The sequence below is a fragment of the Kitasatospora sp. NPDC059408 genome (assembly GCF_042751525.1).
Lineage (GTDB): Bacteria > Actinomycetota > Actinomycetes > Streptomycetales > Streptomycetaceae > Kitasatospora.
The window spans coordinates 22,102-40,442 of the sequence record NZ_JBHYWI010000082.1 but is presented as its reverse complement, the minus strand read 5'-3'; the positions used below and the strand labels follow the sequence as shown (position 1 = coordinate 40,442).

Genomic DNA, 18,341 nt, shown 5'->3' with positions numbered 1-18,341 from the left:
GGTCATGGCGGGTGACCGCTCGCCCGGTGGAGCGCCCCACCGCCGGCCTGGGGCGCGGGACACGCCCACCCCGCCCCGCCCCACGAGGACTCCTCGTGGGCCGGGCCGGTCGCTGTCTTCCGGCCTGCCGTTCTCGTCGCCGGCCTCAGCTCCGGTCGGCGCCGGCCGGCGGGGGCGTCTCCGGCGGCGGTGTGGCCGCGCCCGGCAGCCGGACGGTCGCGACGGTGCCGCCGTCCGGGCCGGCCGGTGCGAGCGCGACCTCGCCGCCGGCCGCGCGGACCGTGCGGGCGACGATCGCCAGCCCCAGGCCGGATCCCGGCAGTTGGCGGGCGGACGGGGAGCGCCAGAAGCGGTCGAAGACGTGCGGGAGGTCCTCGGCGGCGATGCCGGGGCCCTCGTCGCGGACGGCGAGTTCGCCGTCCGCCAGCGAGACGCCGATCCGGCCGCCGGGCGGGCTGAACTTCACCGCGTTGTCCAGCAGGTTGATCACCGCGCGCTCCAGCGCGTGCGGATCGGCGCGCACGTACCAGGGCGTCAGGTCCGCGCCGAACACCAGGCCGGGGCCGCGCAGTTCGGCCCGCTCGACGGCCCGGGCGGCGATGTCGTGCAGGGCGACGACGGGCAGCGGCTTCGCGCCGCGGGCGTCGGCGGGGCGGGACAGTTCGAGCAGGTCGCCGATGAGGGTGGAGAGTTCCGTCATCTGCGCCTTCATGTTGCCGAGGATCCGGGTGAGCGTCGCCTCGGGCAGCGGGCGGCCGGACTCCTGGCTGCGGATGAGCAGGTCGACGTTGGTGCGCATGGAGGCCAGCGGGGTGCGCAGTTCGTGGCCGGCGTCGGCGATCAGCCGGGCCTGGCTGTCCAGCGAACCGGCGAGGGCGGTGCTCATCGCGTTGAAGGCCTCGCCGAACCGGGCGATCTCGTCGTGTCCGGAGACCTCGATCGTCACGCCGGGTTCCTGGGTGCGGGCGATGTGCTGGGCCGCGCGGGTGAGGCGGTCGACTGGGCGCAGGGCGGTGCGGGCGATCCACAGGGCGCCCGCGGCGGCGAGCGCGATGACGACGGCCGCGGCGCCGGCGGTGATCAGGGCGAGTTCGGTGAGCGCGTCCTGCACCGGTTCGAGCGGCTGGGCGAGCGCCACGGCGGCGGTCGAGGCGGCGTTGTCGAACATCACCGGGCCGAAGCTGACCACGTAGACCCGCACCGGGGTGCCGTCCACGGTGTGGCCGTCGCGGAACAGCGAGGCGGCGTGCGGCCCGCTGCTCCCGCTCTGCGCGACGGGCAGGTCGTCCGGGGTGACGACCACGGCGCGGGGGTCCTTCTGCGGACAGGAGGTGCCGTCGGCGACGATCACCGTGGGGACGGTGTCCCCCCTGGGCATCCAGGGCTGCCCGGCCGCGCCGTTGCACCAGTCGTTCAGTGCCTTGATCTGCGCGCCGCTCGGCGGCCGGTCGCCCGGCATCCACGCGTGCGACAGCGTCTGGTCGACCTGGTTGACCATCTCGTCGCGTGCGACGAACCAGCCGGCCACCGCGCAGGCCACGACCGCCAGTGAGACCGCGGCCGCGGTGAAGAGCGCGAGCCGGCCGCGGAGCGTCATCCGGCCGAACCAGTGGGCCGTGCCCGGTCTTTCCCTGCCCGGTCTTTCCTTGTCCTCTGCCGTCATGGCTCCAGTTCCCCCGGCTGTTCGTCCTTCGTCGGGCCACGATCCACCGCGACCGTGAGACGGCGATGAGAGCCGGCTGACGTGGAGATCAAGACTGCGTCCGGTGGAGTGGCCGGACTGGTCGTTCGTTGACGATTTGTTCGGCGTGCGGGCCTTCGGCGTGCTGCGATGGCGCCGGTCGGTGCGGTGGTCGGGTGCGGTGGTCGGGCGCGATGGGCGGAGGCGGGCGGATGGCGGTCCAGAGTGGCGAGCGGGCGGCGGAGCGTGGGGTCGACCGGCTGAAGCCGGGGTCGGTGGGGCTCGTGGGGGTGGTGTTCATGGCGGTCGCCACCGCCGCTCCGATCACCGCGATGACCGGGAACCTGCCCATCGTCGTCGGGCAGGGCAACGGGGCCGGCGCGCCCGCCGCGTACGTGGTGGCGACGCTCGTGCTCACCGTGTTCTCGGTCGGGTACGTGGCGATGGCCCGGCACATCACCGCGGCCGGCGCGTTCTACGGGTACGTCTCGCACGGGCTCGGACGCGTGGTGGGGATGGCGGCCGGGCTGCTCGCGCTGCTCGCGTACGTCGCCTTCGAGGCCTCCGTCGTCGGCTTCTTCGCGTACGCGCTGCGCGGGCTGGTGCGGGCGCAGCTGGGAGTGGACCTCGGGTGGGGGTGGTACGCGGCGGCCGGGCTGCTGGTGATCGGGGTGATGGCCTGGTTCGACCTGCACCTGACCGCGCGGGTGCTCGGGGTGGCGCTGGTGCTGGAGGTCGGGGTGCTGGGGGCGGTGTCGCTCGCGGTGCTGGCGGCCGGCGGCGGGCCGGACGGGATCGTCGGCGAGGCGGTGAATCCGCTGAACGCGCTGAAGGGGGTGGGGGGTTCGGGCGCCGCGGCGGCCGGGCTCGGGCTGTTCTTCGCGTTCACGTCGTGGGTGGGGTTCGAGTCGACGGCGATGTACGGGGAGGAGTCGCGCGATCCGAAGCGGGTGGTGCCGCGGGCGACGCTGGCGTCGGTGGTCGGGGTCGGGCTGTTCTACGTGTTCGTGTCCTGGATGATCGTGTCCGGCAACGGGGTGGAGCACGCGGTCGCGGTGGCGAGCGGTGCGGTGCCGGGCAAGGACGGGAACAGCCTGTTCTTCGACCCTCTGGGCGCGCACCTCGGGGCGTGGGCGGTGCGGGTGTTCCAATGGCTGGTCGTCACCGGGTCGTTCGCGTGCGCGATGGCCTTCCACCAGTGCGCGGCGCGGTACCTCTACGCGATCGGGCGGGAGCGCTTCCTGCACCCGGCGCTCGGGCGCACGCACCCGCGGCACGGTTCGCCGCACGTCGCCTCGGTGGTGCAGTCGGGGATCGCGGCGGGGTTGGTGCTCGCCTTCCTGGCGGCCGGTATGGATCCGTACCTGCACCTGTACACGCTGCTGGCGCTGCTGGGGACGATGGCGATCCTGATCGTGCAGACGCTCTGCTCGTTCGCCGTGGTCGGGTACTTCCACGTGCTGGGGAGGCACCCGGAGACCAGGCACTGGTTCCGGACGCTGACGGCGCCGGTGGCGGGCGGGGTGGCGATGGCGGGGGTGGTCGCGCTGTTGGTGGTGAACCGGGGCACCGCGGCGGGCGCGGCCGCCGGGACGCTGCTGTTCCGGCTGATCCCGTACCTGGTGATCGGTGCCTTCGCGGGCGGGATCGTGCTGGCGCTCGTCATGCGGTGGCGGCGGCCGGAGCTCTACGCGCGGATGGGGCGGATCGTGTTGGAGGATGCGGCGGAACGTGATTGACGGTCCGTCAGGTTTTTTGGGGTTGACGGTTCTCAGGTGCGGTGGGCGGGCAGCGCGTGCTGGGCGGCGGCCAGCAGGTCGTGCATGCGGTGGCCGAAGTCCTCGGTGTCGGTGGCCGGTTCGGGGAAGACCAGGCGGACGTCGCGGTGGCCGTGCGGGTGGTCCAGGCGCAGCACCAGGCCGTAGCGGTCGAGGGCGAGCGGGCGCACGGCGGGGCGGCCGGCGAGGAGTGCGGGGTCGAGCAGCCGGGTGAGGACGGCGAGCGCGTCGGCGTGGTCGTCGGCGAGGTGGGTGAGCAGGCCGGCCTCGGTGCGGGCGAGCGGGTCCGGGGTGACGAGGGCGAGTTCGGCGGCGGTGACGGCGCCGGTGCCGTACGGGGTGGACAGGACGGCGTGGGCGGTGTCGACGCGCAGGTGGACGCTGAGGCCGTCGTCGGCGAGGTGCGCCAGGCGCAGCCGGCCGGCGAGCGAGAGGCGGCCGCGGATCCGGTCGCGGACGGCGACGGGGGAGACGTCGGTGACGTCGAGGACGACGGCGAGGCCGTCGGGCGCGTCGACGGCGGCGAGGGTCAGCGGGGCGTCGATGGGCGCGCGCAGCCGGAGCCGGGAGCCGTGGACCGCCACCGGGCCGGCGAGGTCGTGGTGCTCGCCGAGGGCGCGGACGGTGAGCGACGCGGTGGCCGTGAGCAGGCTGTGGACCCGCTCGGCGGTGGTGGGCTCGGCGGCCTCGTCGGCGGGGTGCTGGCGCGCGGTGGCCATGCGGACCTCCTGTTGGTTAGGTGAGCCTAACCTAAGGGTGGCGGGCGCCGGTGGCAAGCGGCGGGTCCGGACCGCGTGAAGCGTCCGGGCCCGGCCGTCGGCCACTTCTTCCGCGGCGTGTCAGGAGACGACGGCCTGTGCGTCGATCTCGACCAGCATCGGCTCCTGCGGCAGCTCGACGAAGATCGTGGTGCGGCAGGGCTTCACGCCGCCGGGCTTGATGTTCTCCGCGATGAACTCCCCATAGACCTCGTTCATCGGCGCGAAGTCGGCGCGCTTGGTGAGGTAGACGCGGAACATCACGACGTCCTCGATGCTCGCCCCGCCGGCCTCCACGATCGCCTTGACGTTCTCCAGCGTCCGCCGGGTCTGCGCCTTCACGTCCCCGTGGTGCAGGTACTCGCCGGTGGTGGGGTCCTGCGGGCCCTGGCCGGAGACCTGGAGGATCGGGCCCTTGCGCACGCCCTGGGAGAACAGCCAGGCCGGGGCGGGTGCGCCGTCGGTGCGGATCTCGGTCTTGTCGCTCATGCTCATCCTTCGCTCGTTCTTTTGACGGAGTGTCAGATCTGTTCCGGTCGACCGCAGTCAGCCGAGATGGCGCGGGTGGTGGCGAGCAACTGCGGTAGCAGGTCCAGCACTTGCTCGTACGAGAGGAGGACGTCCGGCACCGAGATCGACGCGGCGGCGACGACCCGGCCGCTCGCGTCCCGGACCGGCGCGGCCACGCAGTTGATGAAGGCCTCGTGCTCCGCGTGGTCCTGCGCCCAGCCCTGCGCGGCCACCCGCTCCAGTTCGGCGAGCAGCGCCTCGGGCGACGTGAGGGTGTTGGCCGTGTGCGGGGTGAAGTCGACGCCCGCCACGACCCGGCGCCGCTTGGGCAGCGGCAGGTCCGCCAGCAGCACCTTGGAGACGGCGGCGCTGTGCAGCGCGGCGCGCAGGCCGATCCGGGAGTACATCCTGACCGGGTGGCGGGAGTCGAACTTGTCGATGTAGACGACCTCACCGCCCTCGTACGCGGCCAGGTGGACGGTCTGGCCGGTGGCGGCGTTCAGCTCGGCCAGGTGCGGGGCGGCGATGCGGCGGATGCCGCGCTGCTCCAGGGCGAGGCCGGACAGGGCGAACAGGCCGGCGCCCAGGTGGTAGCGGTAGCCGGCGTCGCGGTAGACGAACCGTTCCGCTTCGAGGCTCTGGAGCAGGCGCAGCACGGTCGTCTTGTGCACGCCGAGCACCTCGGCCAGCTGGTCGAGGGAGCGATCGCCCTCGCCGAGCTCGGCGAGGATGCGCAGGGCGCGGCTGACGGTCTGGCTCATCGGGCTCCGCTCGGGGTGGTCCGGCTCCGGTCCGGGGTGGTCGGGTCCGGGGTGGTCGGGTCCGGGGTGGTCCGGTCCGGTGCGGTCCGGCTCGCCCGGGAGTCGAGCGCGGGGCTGCTGATGGCGCTCGCCGTGACGCGGGTGGCGGCCCAGGCGGCGGGGGCGGCGTCGAGCAGGGCGGCGACGACGGGCGCGGGCGGCAGCTCGGCCTGGTCGCCGTGGGTGGTGAGCGCGCAGGCCGCGCTCAGGTGGCCGAGGCGCAGCCGGCGGCGCTGGTCCAGGCCGCGGAGCGTGCCGGCGAGGTAGCCGGCCGCGAAGGCGTCGCCCGCGCCGGTGGCCTCGACGACCTCGACGGCGAGGGCCGGTTCGGTGACGGCGGAGCCGTCCCGGCCGAGCGCGGTGACGGCCCGGGCGGCGTCCTTGACGACGATGGTGGCGGGCGACGGGAAGCGGCGCCGCAGGACGGCCGGGTCGCCGGTGCCGAACGCGGCCTCGGCCTCGTCGGCGCCGAGCAGCAGGACGTCGGCGGCGTCGAGAAGCGGTGGCAGGACGGTCGGGTCGCGGTCGCGCCAGAGTGCGGGGCGCCAGTTGAGGTCGAAGCTCACCAGGCGACGGGGGCGGGTCTTCTGGGTGTCCGGGGTGTTCGGGCTCGTCGGGTTGGTCGGGCGCGTCGGGCTCGTGGGGTTGTCCGGGCTCGTCGGGGTGTCCGGGTGGCTCGGGCGTGGGCCGACGAGCAGGGCGCGCAGGAGGGCGAGGCAGTCGTCGGAGAGCGCGGCCGTGATGCCGGACAGGTGCAGCAGCCGGGCGCCGGCCAGCAGGCGGGCGGCCGTCGGATCGTCCAGCAGGGCCGGGGAAAGTGCGGCGGCGGCCGAGCCGCGGCGGTGGTAGTGCAGGCGGCTGCGGCCCGGGCCGAGGTCGTGGTGGTGGCCGGTGGATCCGCCGACCTCCTTGAGGTAGAGGCCCGTCGGCCGGTGCGGGTCCACCGCGACGGCCGAGACGTCGACCCCGCGGGCGGCCACCTCGGAGACCAGACGGCGGCCGAAGCCGTCGTCGCCGACCCGGCTGATCCACGCGGTGGGCACGCCGAGCGTGGCGAGGGCCCCGGCGACGTTGGACTCCGCGCCGCCGACCGACAGCCGGAAGGTGTCCACCGCCTCCAGCGGGCCCGGACGGTCCGGCAGCAGGACGGCCATCGACTCGCCCACGCAGACGGCGGTCGGCGGGCCGGGGCGCGCCGGGCCCGGGGCGTCCTGTGGCGGCATCTGCTGGGCTCCTCGTCTGCGACTGTGCCCGGGGCGGCGGCATCGGACCGGCTCCGACGGCTTTCGACGGCCTTCGACGGCTTTCACCGGCTGAGGTCGGTTCCGCTCACCGTGGTCCGGGGGCGGTTCCGTTGACCGTGGTCCGGCGCCGATGCTAGAACCGTGATGCCAGCATGTGCAACCCTCGTTGCGCATGCTGCAACCTGGCTGATGGAGGAAGACAGTGGGGCAGACCTTCGCACGCGGCGCATTCGCCTGCGCCGGCACCGGTCCCGGCATCGACGCCGCCGCGGTCGCGGCGCTCGCCGACGAGGTGCTGGACTGGCGGTTCAAGGCGGTCCCGGCCGACGGGCACGGCCGTACCGTCCGGGACTGGCTGGCCACCGGGCCCACCCTGAGCGGGCTCGGCACCCCGCTGCTCACCCTCGACGCCGCCGCCCTCGACCACAACCTGCGCACCATGGCCGACTGGTGCGCCAAGGCGGGCGTCGCCCTCGCCCCGCACGGCAAGACCACGATGGCGCCCGCCCTCTGGAAGGCGCAGCTGGACACCGGCAGCCACGGCATCACCCTCGCCAACCTGCCCCAGGTCCGCGTCGCCCGCGCCTTCGGCGTCCAGCGGATCCTGCTCGCCAACACCCTGCTCGACCCGGTCGGGCTGCGCTGGCTCACCGGTGAACTCGACGCCGACCCGGAGTTCGGCTTCGTCTCCTGGGTGGACGGCGTCGAGAGCGTCCAGCTGATGGACGAGGCGCTGCGTGCCGCCGGGGCCGAGCGGCCCGTCGAGGTGCTCGTCGAACTCGGCGGCCCCGGTGGGCGGACCGGCGCCCGCGGCGTCGACGCGGCCTTCGAGGTCGCCGCCGCCGTCCTGCGCGCCCCGACCTTGCGGCTGGCCGGCGTCGGCGGGTACGAGGGAGCGCTCGCCCACGACGCGACGGCCGAGAAGCTCGCCACCGTCCGCGGCTACCTCAAGGCGCTCGCCGACCTGCACGGGCGGCTCGCCCGCGCCTACCCCGACGACGCGCCGCCGATCGTCTCGGCCGGCGGCAGCGCCTACTTCGACCTGGTGGTCGAGGAGTTGGCCGCGCTGCCGGACGCGTTCACCGTGCTGCGCTCGGGCGCCTACGTCGCGCACGACGACGGCTTCTACCGCGGCATCTCGCCGCTCGTCCGGGGTGCCGGGGACGCTCCCTTCCGGGGCGCCCTGCACGGCTGGGCACGCGTGGTCTCCCGGCCCGAACCGCAACTCGCCCTGCTGGACGCCGGAAAGCGCGACCTGCCCTTCGACGAGGGCATGCCCGAGCCGCAACTCGTACGCGGGGGCGCCGGATTGACCGACACAGCGGCCCGGATCACCGCGCTCAACGACCAGCACGCGTTCCTGCGGGACGCCGGCGACCTCGCACCCGTCGGCGCGGTGCTGCGCCTCGGCGTATCCCACCCGTGCACCGCCTTCGACAAGTGGACCGCGATCCCCGTGCTGGACTCCGCGGACGCGGCCGAGCCCAAGGTCACCGGGCTGGTCAGGACGTTCTTCTGATGAACCGGGGCGAGGGCGGGGAGCCAGGCGGGGCGGTCGTCTTCCGGGGCGCGACCGTCGTCGACGGCACCGGCGCGGAGCGCTACCGGGCCGACGTCCGGATCGCCGACGGGCTGATCGCCGGGATCGCGGCCGGGCCGGACGGCGGGCGAGGGGTCGGGCCGGACGGCGGGCGCGGGGCCGGGTCGGACGGCGGGCGCGTCGTGGACGCCGACGGGCTCGTCCTCGCCCCCGGGTTCATCGACATGCACGCCCACTCCGACCTCGCCCTGCTGCTCGAACCCGAGCACCCGGCCAAGGTCACCCAGGGCGTCACCTGCGAGGTCCTCGGGCAGGACGGACTGTCGTACGCCCCGGTGGACGACACCACCCTGCCCGCGCTGCGCCGCCAACTCGCGGGCTGGAACGGCGATCCGGCGGACCTCGACTGGGACTGGCGCGACGTCGGCGGCTACCTGGACCGCCTCGACCGCACCCGGGCCGCGGTCAACGCCTGCTACCTCGTCCCGCACGGCTCGCTGCGCATGCTCGCCATGGGCTGGGCCGACCGCGCGCCGACCCCGCTCGAACTCGACCGGATGCGCCAGGAGTTGGCGCGCGGACTGCTGGCCGGGGCGGTCGGCATGTCCAGCGGGCTGAGCTACACGCCCGGGACGTACGCGGACACCGCCGAGCTGGTCGACCTGTGCACGGTGGTCGCGGCCTACGGAGGTTTCCACGCGCCGCACCAACGCTCCTACGGTGCGGGTGCGTTGGAGGGGTACGCGGAGATGGTGGAGATCTCCCGGCGGAGCGGGTGCGGACTGCACCTGACCCACGCGACGATGAACTTCGGCGTCAACGCGGGCCGGGCCGGGGAACTGCTGGACCTCGTCGACGCGGCGCTCGCCGACGGCGTGGACCTCACCCTGGACAGCTATCCGTACCTGCCGGGATCCACCACCCTGGCGGCCCTGCTGCCGAGTTGGGCCACCGAGGGCGGCCCGGCCGCGACCCTCGCCCGGCTCGCCGACCCGGCGGCGTGCGAGCGGATCCGGCACGCGGTGGAGGAGACGGGCAGCGACGGCTGCCACGGCGTGGTCACGGACTGGGCGACGATCCAGGTCTCGGGCGTCCGCTCGGCCGAACTGGCGGACGCGGTCGGCCGGACGGTCGCCGAGCTCGCCGCCGAACGGGGGAGCGGCGGCACGGACGTCTTCCTCGACCTGCTGCGGCGGGACGAACTGGCCACGACGATCCTCCAGCACGTCGGCCACGAGGAGAACGTCCGGGCGATCATGCGCCACCCCGCGCACACCGTGGGCAGCGACGGGTTGCTCGTCGGCGCCCGTCCGCACCCGCGGGCCTGGGGCACCTTCCCTCGCTATCTCGGCCACTACAGACGGGAGTTGGGTGTGCTCACACTGGAGGAGGCGGTGACCCGGATGACCGGGCGACCCGCCGCCAGGCTGGGGCTGCACCGACGCGGCCGGATCGCGCCCGGCTACCACGCGGACCTGGTGCTCTTCGACCCCGAGCGGGTCCGCGACGCCGCCACCTTCGAGCAGCCCCGGCTGCCCGCCGAGGGCATCGAGCACGTCTACGTCAACGGCACCGCCGTCGTCCGGCAGGGCCGCACCACGGGCGCCAGGCCCGGGCGAGCCCTGCGCCGCACCGATCGAGGAGCCCGAGCCCTGTGACCTCCCCCGCGCCTTCCCCCCTTTCCGCTCTGAGCGACGACCGGGTCCTCGCCGTGGTCCGCGCGCCGCGGATCCCGGACGCCGCCGCGCTGTGCGCCGCGCTCGCCGAAGGTGGCATCACCTGGACCGAATTCACGTACACCACACCGCATGTGACGGAGTGTCTGTCCGCCGCCTCCAAGGCCGGGTGGCGGGTCGGAGTGGGGACCGTCCTGACCGCGGAGCAGGCCGAACGCGGGGTCGCGGCCGGGGCGTCGTTCCTCGTCACCCCCGGCTGCCGGCCCGAGGTGGCCGCCGCCGCGCACGCCGCCGGGGTGCCGGTGGTGCTCGGCGCGCTCACCCCGACCGAGGTGGCCCACGCGGTCGACCTGGGCGCGGCGGCCGTCAAGATCTTCCCGGCGAAGGCGTTCGGGCCCGGCTACTTCAAGGACCTGCGCGGCCCGTACCCGGACGTCCCGCTGGTCGCCTCGGGCGGGGTGGACGCGGGCAACGCCGCCGCGTTCCTCGCCCACGGCGCGTTCGCGGTCTGCGCGGGCACGGACGTGGTGCCGCCGGACGCCGTCGCGGCGGGGGACTGGGCGGAGATCACGCGCCGGGCCCGGGCTTTCACGCAGGCCTGCGGACGGTAGGGCGGGGCGCGCGGCGGGCTCGCCGCCGGGGTCCCGGCCGCGAGGTCGGCGCGCTGGTGCGGCGCACTGTCGGGGCGGGCGGGATTGCGCGAGAATCGGGGGACCCGGCCCCGGACCCGGCAGGAGGACCCAGCCCATGACCTCGACCCGCCCCGGCCCCGACTGGCTGGCCGACGCCGTCCTCTACCAGATCTACCCCCAGAGCTTCGCCGACTCCGACGGCGACGGCATCGGCGACTTCGGCGGCATCGCCGAGCACCTCGACCACCTCTCCTGGCTCGGCGTCGACACGGTCTGGCTCAACCCCTGCTTCGCCTCGCCGTTCCGCGACGCCGGCTACGACATCACCGACTACTTCACCCCCGCCCCGCGCTACGGCAGCACCGACGGCCTGGTCGCCCTGGTCGAGGCCGCCCGCCGCAAGGGCATCCGGATCCTGTTCGACCTGGTCGCCGGCCACACCTCCGACCGCCACCCCTGGTTCCTGGCCGCCGTCGACGACCCGGCCGACCACCGCTACATCTGGTCCGACCGGCAGACGGACGGCTTCGTCGCCTCGCCCGGCAGCCGTCCCGGCTTCTACCGGCCGAACTTCTTCGACTGCCAGCCCGCCCTCAACTTCGGCTACGCGCGCCCGAGTTCCGACGAACCCTGGCGCCAGCCGGTGGACGCGGACGGGCCGCGCGCCAACCGGGCGGCGTTGCGCGACATCATGTCCCACTGGCTCGGCCTCGGCGTGGCGGGCTTCCGCGTCGACATGGCGTACTCGCTCGTCAAGGACGACCCGGACCGGACCGAGACCGGGAAGCTCTGGACCGGCCTGCGCGATTGGCTCGACCGCACCCACCCGCAGGCCGCCCTGTTCGCCGAGTGGGGCGACCCGGCCGCCGCCCTCTCGGCCGGCTTCCACGCCGACTTCTTCCTCCACTTCGGCGGCGCCGACCGCGGCCTCCCGCTGCGTTCCCTCTGGAACAACAACGGCGGCACGGTCGAGGAGTTCTGGCACCAGGGCGCGTGCTACTTCGAGGCCGACGGCCGCGGCACGCCGCAGGTCTTCCTCGACGCGTGGCGCTCGGCCGCCGAGCTCACCGAGGACAGCGGCCACATCGTGCTGCCCACCGCCAACCACGACTTCTCCCGCCTCGCGACCGGTCCGCGCACCGCCGAGGAACTGCCCGCCGCCTTCGCGTTCCTGCTCACCTGGCCGACCCTGCCCGCCGTCTACTACGGCGACGAGATCGGCATGCGGTACGTGCCGGGCCTGCCCGACACCGAGGGCAGCGTGCTCGGCCCGCGCTACAACCGGGCCGGCTCGCGCACCCCGATGCAGTGGACGCCCGGCCCGACGGCCGGCTTCTCCACCGCCGCACCCGAGCGGCTCTACCTGCCCGTCGACCCGGACTCGCACCGGCCGGACGTGCTCACCCAGCGCGCCGACCCGACCTCGCTGCTGCACACCGTCCGGCGGCTGATCGCGCTGCGGCGGGCGCACCCGGGGCTGGGCGCGTCGGGCGGGGTGGACGTGCGGCGTGCCGGGTACCCGCTGGTGTACACGCGGTCGGGGCGGTACCTGGTGGCCGTCAATCCGCGGCGGGAGCCCGGTGCGGTGCCGCTGGGGGAGGCCGTCCGGGCGCTGGACGCCCAGGGCGTGCGGGTCGTGGACGGGGAGCTGCGGGCGGACGGGTTCGGGTACGGGGTGTTCGAGCTGGTGTGAGTCCGGGGCCTCCGGGGCCCGCTTCCGATCGATGTCGGATAGTTGTAAGCTACATCCATAGATGGTTGCATTTACCACCTTCATTGGTTGTATGTGCCACTTATCTCTTCACGTAGCACAGTGTCACCGCGTCATCGGAGGACGGTACGAACGCCATGAGCAGCACACCCCGGAACCCCGCCGCAGCGCCCGCCCTGGGGCACTCGCTCAAGCACCTCGCCGTCCACCTGATCACCCCGCTGCTGATGTGCCTCGGCATGGCGCTCGCCTACCAGGGCGCCTTCCACCAGCCCGAACCGCATCACCTCAAGGTCGCCGTCGTCGGCACCACCCCGCAGGCGCAGGGCCTCGCGCAGGCGATCCGCGCGAAGGCCGGGGACGCCCTCGACGTCCGCACGCTGCCCGACCGCGCCGCCGCCGAGCAGCGGCTCAAGGACCGCGACCTGGTCGGCGCGTTCGTGCCGGACGCCCGCAGCCCCGAACTGATCGTCGCCAAGGGCGACTCGGACACCTCGGTCGTCGCCGCCACGGCGGTCTTCACCGGCGTCACCGACCGGCAGGGCGTCCCGCTGCACGTCACCGACCTCACGACGCCCACCAAGGGCGACCCGACCGGACAGGGACTGTTCTTCCTCCTGGTCGCGCTGAGCATCGGCTCGTACGCGAGCGTCGCCGTGATCGGCGCGGCGGGCGCGGCGCTGGGCATGCGGATCCGGGCGCTCGTCGGCCTCGTGGTCTCGCTCGTCGTGAGCGTGATCGGGATCGTCACCGCAGGCCCGGTGTTCCACGTCGTCGACCACGACGCGGCGGTGGTGTGGGCGCTCGGCTGGCTCTACTCGGCGGGTGTGGTCTTCATCGGCATCGGTCTGCACACCTTCCTGAAGAAGTGGACCACGCTCACGATGATGGTCCTGTTCGTGATGCTCAACTTCACGACCTCCGGGGGCATCTACCGCCCCGAGCTGCAGAACGCCTTCTTCGGGACCCTGCACGGCTTCTGGACCGGCGCCGGCTTCCTGGAGGGGGCGCGCAGCATCCTCTACTTCGACGGCGGGGCCGGCCTGGGCGGGCACGTCCTGGCGCTGGTGGTGTGGCTCCTGCTCGGCGGGGCGGCCATGGTGGCCGCGGCCCTGTACGAGCGGCGCGGGCGCCGCCCCCTGGAGGCTGCGCGGGGTGAGGAGGCGGACGTCGAGGCCGAGGAGGAGATGGAGGAGGCGGTCGCGGTCTGACCGCGGACGGATGAGGACTTCGCCCGGTGTCAGGGCATCGGCACCGGGCGGGGGATCGACGGCCCGCGCCCGGCCCTGGACAAACCGGGGGTGGGCTGCTGCGTTCTCGTCGCCGTGGCCGCTATCGACTCAGGGTCTCTTGGCGGACGGCGGGCGGGTGAAGCAGCAGTCCCCGCACACGCCGGCGCCCGGGCCCACGCGGTAGTACAGGCAGCAGCTGCGGCGCCGGAACGCCGTGCCGTGCGGGCCCGTGCGGAGTGTGCCCGACCCGGCGAGTGGCGGCTGGTCCAGCAGCTCGGCGACCAACGTGCGGGCGGCGTCCGGGGCGTGACCGTCCAGGACGCGCAGGGTGCCGGCGAGGGCGGACGCGGAATTGCCGAGCAGCAGTCGGGCGGAGAGCGGGACGACGGCGCGGACGGCGGCGGCGAGGGGCTCCAACTGGCCGTAGACGATGGCGTCGTGGAGTTGCTGCGGGAGCGTCCCGGTGGCAGGCCGGCCCTGTGGTGTCCGCTGTGGCGTCCACAGGTCCATCGGGCCCTGGTCGGGGATCCGCATCCACGCTTCCTCCAGTGACGGCACCGCCCCGAGCAGGACGGCCGCGCCCACGCCGACCGACCAGAACCGCGCGGCCAGGCCCAGGTGCAGGATCGACGCGGCGACCCGGAGCTCGGTGGTGCCGAGCCGCCGCGCCACGACGTGCACCCGCGCCGCCAGCGGTCCGTCCGGCCCGCCGTCGTACAGCTCCCGCAGCGGCCGGTAGCCCGGCGGCGGGGTGTCGTCGGCGGAGGTGGCCGTGCCGAGGGCGAAGTACGGGCCGACGGCGGCGAGCCGGCGGAGGTCGGCGGCGGGCGCGGGGTTCACCGGCCATCCCCTGCGTGGTCGGTGAACCCCGCGCCCTGGTCGGAGGGTTCGGAGGGTTCGGAGGGTTCGGAGGGTTCGGGGTGTTCGGCGCGTGCGGCGCGCTCGGCACGTACGGGGTGTGTGGCACGTTCGCCGTGCCGGTCGCCGGACGGGGTGGTGCGGGCGGTCATCGGGCGGGCCTCCGAGCTCGGTCGGGCGGCCCGGCGGGCTCAGCCCCGCACGGTGAAGCCGCCGCTGGTGGTGGGGAGGAACGCTACCGTGCCCTGGCAGTCGGACACCGGCGCGCCGAACATGCCCCACACCCAGCCGACCCGGCCCGCGTGCCGCCCGTTCCCCTGCACGGTGAGCGCCACCTTCGCGCCCACCGGCGTCCGGCCCGGGAACCACGGCGCCTCGCCGCTGGTCACCACGCCGGTCGCGATCGCCTCCCGGCCGCCGACGCCCAGGCAGGTGATGTCGCCCGAGAAGTCGGCGACCAGCCGGCCGTCGGTGTGGACGTGGGTGACGTGGAAGTGCCCGCGGGTGGTGCGGGGGTCGGTGTTGACGTCGGCGCGGGCGTCCACCTCGATCCGCACGGCGTCGCCCTCGAAGCCGGTGAACGTGGTGGTCAGGACGGTCCCGGCGGCGCCGTGGACGCTGACCGGCCCGAAGTCGTCGGAGTGGGTGTCGAAGGGCGTGCCGGCGGGCGTGCCGGCGGTGGCGCTCGCGGGCACGGCGGCGGTGATCGTCGCGGCCAGGAGGCAGAAGGCGGCTGCGGCGGTGGCGAGGCGGCGGTTCATGGTCCGTCCTCCTGTGGGCGGGTTGCGTGTGGGCGGGTCGTGTGTGGGTGGGTTGTGTGTGGGTGGGACGCGGTGGCAGGTGCGTCGGGAACCACTCTGCTCGGTGCGGGTCTGCCAAACCTCCCGCTGTGGAGTGGAGTTGCCTCCACCGGGAGGAGGAGGCCGAATCCCCCGGCATCCCCCGGGAGAGCTGCCCGTAGGCTCGCGTGTGTGCGTACCGATCTCCCGTCCGGCGTCGGCCGGTTCCGTCGTGTGCCGGCGCTGATGGCCGGGGTGGCTTTGCTGCTGCCCGTCGTGCTGGCGCACCCGGGCGAGCACGGGGCGGCGTTGCTCGTCGCCGTGATGGCGGCGGTGGTGACGGTGGCCGCGCAGATTCCGTGGCCTGCTGGGCGGATCGCGCTCGCGGCCGGTGCGGGGGCCGTGGCAGGCCTGTCACTGCTGCTCGACGTCGGGTACTCCGGGCCGTACCGGCTGCCCGCGTTCTGGCTGCCGTTCGAGTGGCTCGCGCTGCTCGCGGTGCTGTTCCGGGTCGTGCGACGGGTGCCCGGGCGGTGGGTCGGCGTGGTCGGCGCGGCGGTCGGGTGCGCAGCTGCGCTCCTGCCGCTGCGCTTCACCCTGCGGATGCCGCACGGCAGTTGGGCGGGGTCGCTGATCGCGCTCCTGCCGGCGCTGCTGCCCGCCCTCGGGGTGGCCGGGGCCTCCCTCTACCTGCGCGTGCTGGACGCCCGGCGGGAACGCGCCGTCGACCGGGCGCGCCGCGAGCAGCGGCTCGAAGTCGCCCGCGGGCTCCACGACTTCGTCGCCCACGAGATCACCGGGATCGTGCTGGAGGCGCAGGCGGGCCAACTCGGGCCGCAGGACGGGGAGGAGACGGCGGCCCTGCTGCGGCGCCTGGAGGAGGCGGGCCTGCGGGCGCTCGACTCGATGGACGAGATGGTCGGTGCGCTGCGCGACCCCCAGTCCGGCGAGGCCGTCCGGGAAGCGCGCCGGTACGGGCCGGCCGACCTGCCCGAACTGGTCGCGCGCTTCGACTCGGCCGGGGGCACGCGCGCCACTGTCCACCTGCCGCCGGACCCGGGTGCCCTATTGGCGACCGAGGCCGGGGCCACCGTGTACGCCGTCGTGCTGGAGGCGCTGACGAACGTCCGCCGGCACGCTCCGGGGGCGGGCGCGGTGGTCGTTCGGGTGAGTGGCGCGGTGGGGATGGAGGTCGAGGTTTCCGTGACGAACGACGGCGGTTCTCGTGCTCGGCGGGGCCGCAGGCTGCTGCGCCGCCGCCCCGGCGCGGGCGGCACGGGCCTGGTCGGTCTCACGGCGCGGATCGCCGCCCACGGCGGGACGCTCATGGCCGGGCCGCACGGAGCTGGTGGCTGGCGCGTCGTGTGCACGCTGCCGGGGCGGTAACGGGGCGTGTGCTGGGCGCGGGAGGGGGCGGCGGACGGCGGACGGATGACGGCGAACAGAAAACAGATGACAGATAACAGATGTTGAAAGTTGTCATCTGTTATCTGTTCGCCGTCAGTCGTCCGGCCCCGCCCCCGCTCCGTCAGAGCTCGCGCCCGCCGCCGCGGGAGCCGCGCGGGCGGGTGAGCGTGAAGCGGTCGACGGAGACGAGGTCGCCGTACGGGCCGCTGACGGAGTAGTAGGTGACGTTGATGCTGGTGTCGCCGCCGCGCTCGCCCGGGTCGACCTCGAACGCCGCGAAGCCGTACGGGTTGTCGGCGTCGCGGAAGGCGGACCACGGCGCGTCCTCGATCACGTACAGCGGCGGGCGCTTGCCGGTGGCGGGGTCGACCGCGCCGACGCCGGTGATGACGCGGGCCTTGGCCGGGCTGAAGAACAGATGGTTCGAGGGGGCGGACGTGCCGCCGCCACCGATGACCATGTGGACGGTGCCCCGGGTGGTGTCGATCGTCCCGGTGTCGGTCGCGACCGGGATCGGCGTGCGGGTGTCGGTGGGCTGCTGGCCGCGGATCGGGTGCGAGCGCTCGTAGTGGTGCTCGTGGCCGCACACGACGAGGTCGACGCCGTACCGGTCGAACAGCGGTACCCAGGACTCGCGGATGCCGAGGTCGGCGCCGTTGAACTTGTCGGCGGTGGAGATCACCACCTGGTGCATGCAGACGACGATCCAGTCGATCTCCGGGTCGGCGTCGGCGGCGGCCAACTCTCGTTCCAGCCAGCGCTGCTGGGCGCCGCCGGAGTAGCCGTGGACGTAGGAGTTGCCGGCGTCCTGGTAGGCGACGTCGTCGTTGTTGAGGCTGATGACGCGCACCGCGCCCGCCGTGAACGCGTACCAGAGGCCGCGTAGTTCGTCGTCGGAGCCGGAGGACGGCAGGTCGAAGTAGGCCTGGTAGGCGCCGTAGCCGATCGGGCCGTTGCCCTTCTCGTTCTCGTGGTTGCCGGCCGCCGGCATCCAGGGGCGGTGGCGCGCGGAGCGGGAGTTGTTCTCGAACCAGTCGGACCACGTGCGGACGCGGTCGGTGGCCAGGTTGGCGTAGCAGAGGTCGCCGTTGACCAGGTGGAACAGCGGCGCGACACGCTCGACCCCGGCGGTGGTGTCGCCGGCGGCGAGGCTGCCGAGGTTGTCGTTGGCCCAGCCGTTCGCGGTCTGCTTGCCGAGGGTGGGGGTGCCCTGGTCGCCGAAGCTGGTGAAGGTGAAGGCGGCCCGGCCGCGCGGCGCGGTGCGCACGGTGCCGAGCTCCGGGGTGGCGCCGTCGTGGACGGCCGCGTACACGTAGTCCGTGTCGGGGCGCAGGCCGCTCAGCCGGGCGTGGTGCACCTGGACCTCGGTGCCGGACTGGGCGTCGCGGTAGGTGGTGGTCGACGCGTCCTCGCTGCGGCCGAAGCCGCCGTGCGAAGTGCCGTACATCACCCTGGGGTTGGCGACGGACGCGGTGGTGTGCCAGGACACCACGACCTCCCGCGAGGCGTCCGCGCCGAACTGGAGGTGCAGGCCCGCGACGCGCGGCGCACCGGAGCGGTCCGGCCGTTCCCACAGCAGTGGGGAGGCGGCGGCCGGCGTCGCCGCGACGCCGGAGAGGGACACGGCGCCGCCGAGCCCGAGGCCGGTGGCGCCGGCCAGGAGACCGCGCCTGCTGACGGGGGGACGTCCACTGGATGCGTTCATGCCCGCCAGCCTGACGGTCCGCAGGTGAAC

15 protein-coding genes are annotated in these 18,341 nt (G+C 74.4%); 7 read left to right on the top strand and 8 right to left on the bottom strand.

Going from position 1 to position 18,341, the window contains the following annotated elements:
• Positions 1-145: 145 nt before the first annotated feature.
• Positions 146-1,597 (bottom strand): sensor histidine kinase, encoded by a 1,452-nt coding sequence (locus tag ACFXDE_RS36225; protein WP_380498662.1) that lies wholly within the window; start codon positions 1,595-1,597, stop codon positions 146-148.
• 296 nt (positions 1,598-1,893) lie between these two features.
• Here ACFXDE_RS36225 and ACFXDE_RS36220 point away from each other — a divergent pair, with 296 nt between their 5' ends.
• Positions 1,894-3,420: an APC family permease gene (locus ACFXDE_RS36220; protein WP_380498661.1), complete on the top strand. Its 1,527-nt coding sequence runs from the start codon at positions 1,894-1,896 to the stop codon at positions 3,418-3,420.
• 32 nt (positions 3,421-3,452) lie between these two features.
• Here the strand turns inward: ACFXDE_RS36220 and ACFXDE_RS36215 are convergent, their stop codons facing one another.
• The 4 genes from ACFXDE_RS36215 to ACFXDE_RS36200 form a co-directional block, all read right to left on the bottom strand.
• Complete coding sequence (locus ACFXDE_RS36215; protein WP_380498660.1) at positions 3,453-4,178, bottom strand: DUF2470 domain-containing protein; 726 nt, start codon at positions 4,176-4,178, stop codon at positions 3,453-3,455.
• 120 nt (positions 4,179-4,298) lie between these two features.
• Entirely contained in the window at positions 4,299-4,706 is a 408-nt protein-coding gene (locus ACFXDE_RS36210; RefSeq protein WP_380498659.1) for a RidA family protein, read from the bottom strand.
• 32 nt (positions 4,707-4,738) lie between these two features.
• Positions 4,739-5,488, bottom strand: a complete 750-nt coding sequence (locus tag ACFXDE_RS36205) for an IclR family transcriptional regulator (protein ID WP_380498658.1) — start codon at positions 5,486-5,488, stop codon at positions 4,739-4,741.
• On the bottom strand, positions 5,485-6,750 hold the full coding sequence (locus ACFXDE_RS36200; protein ID WP_380498657.1) for a sugar kinase: 1,266 nt from the start codon (positions 6,748-6,750) through the stop codon (positions 5,485-5,487). The genes ACFXDE_RS36205 and ACFXDE_RS36200 overlap by 4 nt, the downstream gene beginning before the upstream one ends.
• 223 nt (positions 6,751-6,973) lie before the next feature.
• Here ACFXDE_RS36200 and ACFXDE_RS36195 point away from each other — a divergent pair, with 223 nt between their 5' ends.
• From ACFXDE_RS36195 to ACFXDE_RS36175, 5 genes are all read left to right on the top strand, one after another.
• Positions 6,974-8,290 (top strand): alanine racemase, encoded by a 1,317-nt coding sequence (locus tag ACFXDE_RS36195; RefSeq protein ID WP_380498656.1) that lies wholly within the window; start codon positions 6,974-6,976, stop codon positions 8,288-8,290.
• Positions 8,290-9,969: an amidohydrolase family protein gene (locus ACFXDE_RS36190; RefSeq protein WP_380498655.1), complete on the top strand. Its 1,680-nt coding sequence runs from the start codon at positions 8,290-8,292 to the stop codon at positions 9,967-9,969. The genes ACFXDE_RS36195 and ACFXDE_RS36190 overlap by 1 nt, the downstream gene beginning before the upstream one ends.
• On the top strand, positions 9,966-10,598 hold the full coding sequence (locus ACFXDE_RS36185; RefSeq protein ID WP_380498654.1) for a bifunctional 4-hydroxy-2-oxoglutarate aldolase/2-dehydro-3-deoxy-phosphogluconate aldolase: 633 nt from the start codon (positions 9,966-9,968) through the stop codon (positions 10,596-10,598). Before ACFXDE_RS36190 ends, ACFXDE_RS36185 begins: the two co-directional genes overlap by 4 nt.
• 136 nt (positions 10,599-10,734) lie before the next feature.
• Positions 10,735-12,312 carry an alpha-amylase family glycosyl hydrolase gene (locus tag ACFXDE_RS36180; RefSeq protein ID WP_380498653.1) on the top strand — a complete coding sequence of 526 codons (1,578 nt, stop codon included), beginning with the start codon at positions 10,735-10,737 and terminating at the stop codon, positions 12,310-12,312.
• Between the two features lie 155 nt (positions 12,313-12,467).
• Positions 12,468-13,541 carry a hypothetical protein gene (locus ACFXDE_RS36175; RefSeq protein ID WP_380498652.1) on the top strand — a complete coding sequence of 358 codons (1,074 nt, stop codon included), beginning with the start codon at positions 12,468-12,470 and terminating at the stop codon, positions 13,539-13,541.
• Positions 13,542-13,670: 129 nt separating this feature from the next.
• Here the strand turns inward: ACFXDE_RS36175 and ACFXDE_RS36170 are convergent, their stop codons facing one another.
• Together ACFXDE_RS36170 and ACFXDE_RS36165 are read right to left on the bottom strand one after the other, a co-directional pair.
• Entirely contained in the window at positions 13,671-14,402 is a 732-nt protein-coding gene (locus tag ACFXDE_RS36170; RefSeq protein ID WP_380498651.1) for a (2Fe-2S)-binding protein, read from the bottom strand.
• 209 nt (positions 14,403-14,611) lie between these two features.
• Positions 14,612-15,181: a hypothetical protein gene (locus tag ACFXDE_RS36165; RefSeq protein ID WP_380498650.1), complete on the bottom strand. Its 570-nt coding sequence runs from the start codon at positions 15,179-15,181 to the stop codon at positions 14,612-14,614.
• A gap of 210 nt (positions 15,182-15,391) precedes the next feature.
• Here ACFXDE_RS36165 and ACFXDE_RS36160 point away from each other — a divergent pair, with 210 nt between their 5' ends.
• Complete coding sequence (locus ACFXDE_RS36160; RefSeq protein ID WP_380498649.1) at positions 15,392-16,585, top strand: sensor histidine kinase; 1,194 nt, start codon at positions 15,392-15,394, stop codon at positions 16,583-16,585.
• A 142-nt stretch (positions 16,586-16,727) separates the two neighbouring features.
• Here the strand turns inward: ACFXDE_RS36160 and ACFXDE_RS36155 are convergent, their stop codons facing one another.
• Positions 16,728-18,311 carry a purple acid phosphatase family protein gene (locus ACFXDE_RS36155; RefSeq protein WP_380498648.1) on the bottom strand — a complete coding sequence of 528 codons (1,584 nt, stop codon included), beginning with the start codon at positions 18,309-18,311 and terminating at the stop codon, positions 16,728-16,730.
• Positions 18,312-18,341: the final 30 nt, after the last annotated feature.

Bases quoted from the DNA above. Each gene is read 5' to 3' on its own strand.
- ACFXDE_RS36225 (WP_380498662.1), bottom strand. From the start codon at position 1,597: ATGACGCTCCGCGGCCGGCTCGCGCTCTTCACCGCGGCCGCGGTCTCA.
- ACFXDE_RS36220 (WP_380498661.1), top strand. From the start codon at position 1,894: ATGGCGGTCCAGAGTGGCGAGCGGGCGGCGGAGCGTGGGGTCGACCGG.
- ACFXDE_RS36215 (WP_380498660.1), bottom strand. From the start codon at position 4,178: ATGGCCACCGCGCGCCAGCACCCCGCCGACGAGGCCGCCGAGCCCACC.
- ACFXDE_RS36210 (WP_380498659.1), bottom strand. From the start codon at position 4,706: ATGAGCGACAAGACCGAGATCCGCACCGACGGCGCACCCGCCCCGGCC.
- ACFXDE_RS36205 (WP_380498658.1), bottom strand. From the start codon at position 5,488: ATGAGCCAGACCGTCAGCCGCGCCCTGCGCATCCTCGCCGAGCTCGGC.
- ACFXDE_RS36200 (WP_380498657.1), bottom strand. From the start codon at position 6,750: ATGCCGCCACAGGACGCCCCGGGCCCGGCGCGCCCCGGCCCGCCGACC.
- ACFXDE_RS36190 (WP_380498655.1), top strand. From the start codon at position 8,290: ATGAACCGGGGCGAGGGCGGGGAGCCAGGCGGGGCGGTCGTCTTCCGG.
- ACFXDE_RS36180 (WP_380498653.1), top strand. From the start codon at position 10,735: ATGACCTCGACCCGCCCCGGCCCCGACTGGCTGGCCGACGCCGTCCTC.
- ACFXDE_RS36175 (WP_380498652.1), top strand. From the start codon at position 12,468: ATGAGCAGCACACCCCGGAACCCCGCCGCAGCGCCCGCCCTGGGGCAC.
- ACFXDE_RS36165 (WP_380498650.1), bottom strand. From the start codon at position 15,181: ATGAACCGCCGCCTCGCCACCGCCGCAGCCGCCTTCTGCCTCCTGGCC.
- ACFXDE_RS36155 (WP_380498648.1), bottom strand. From the start codon at position 18,311: ATGAACGCATCCAGTGGACGTCCCCCCGTCAGCAGGCGCGGTCTCCTG.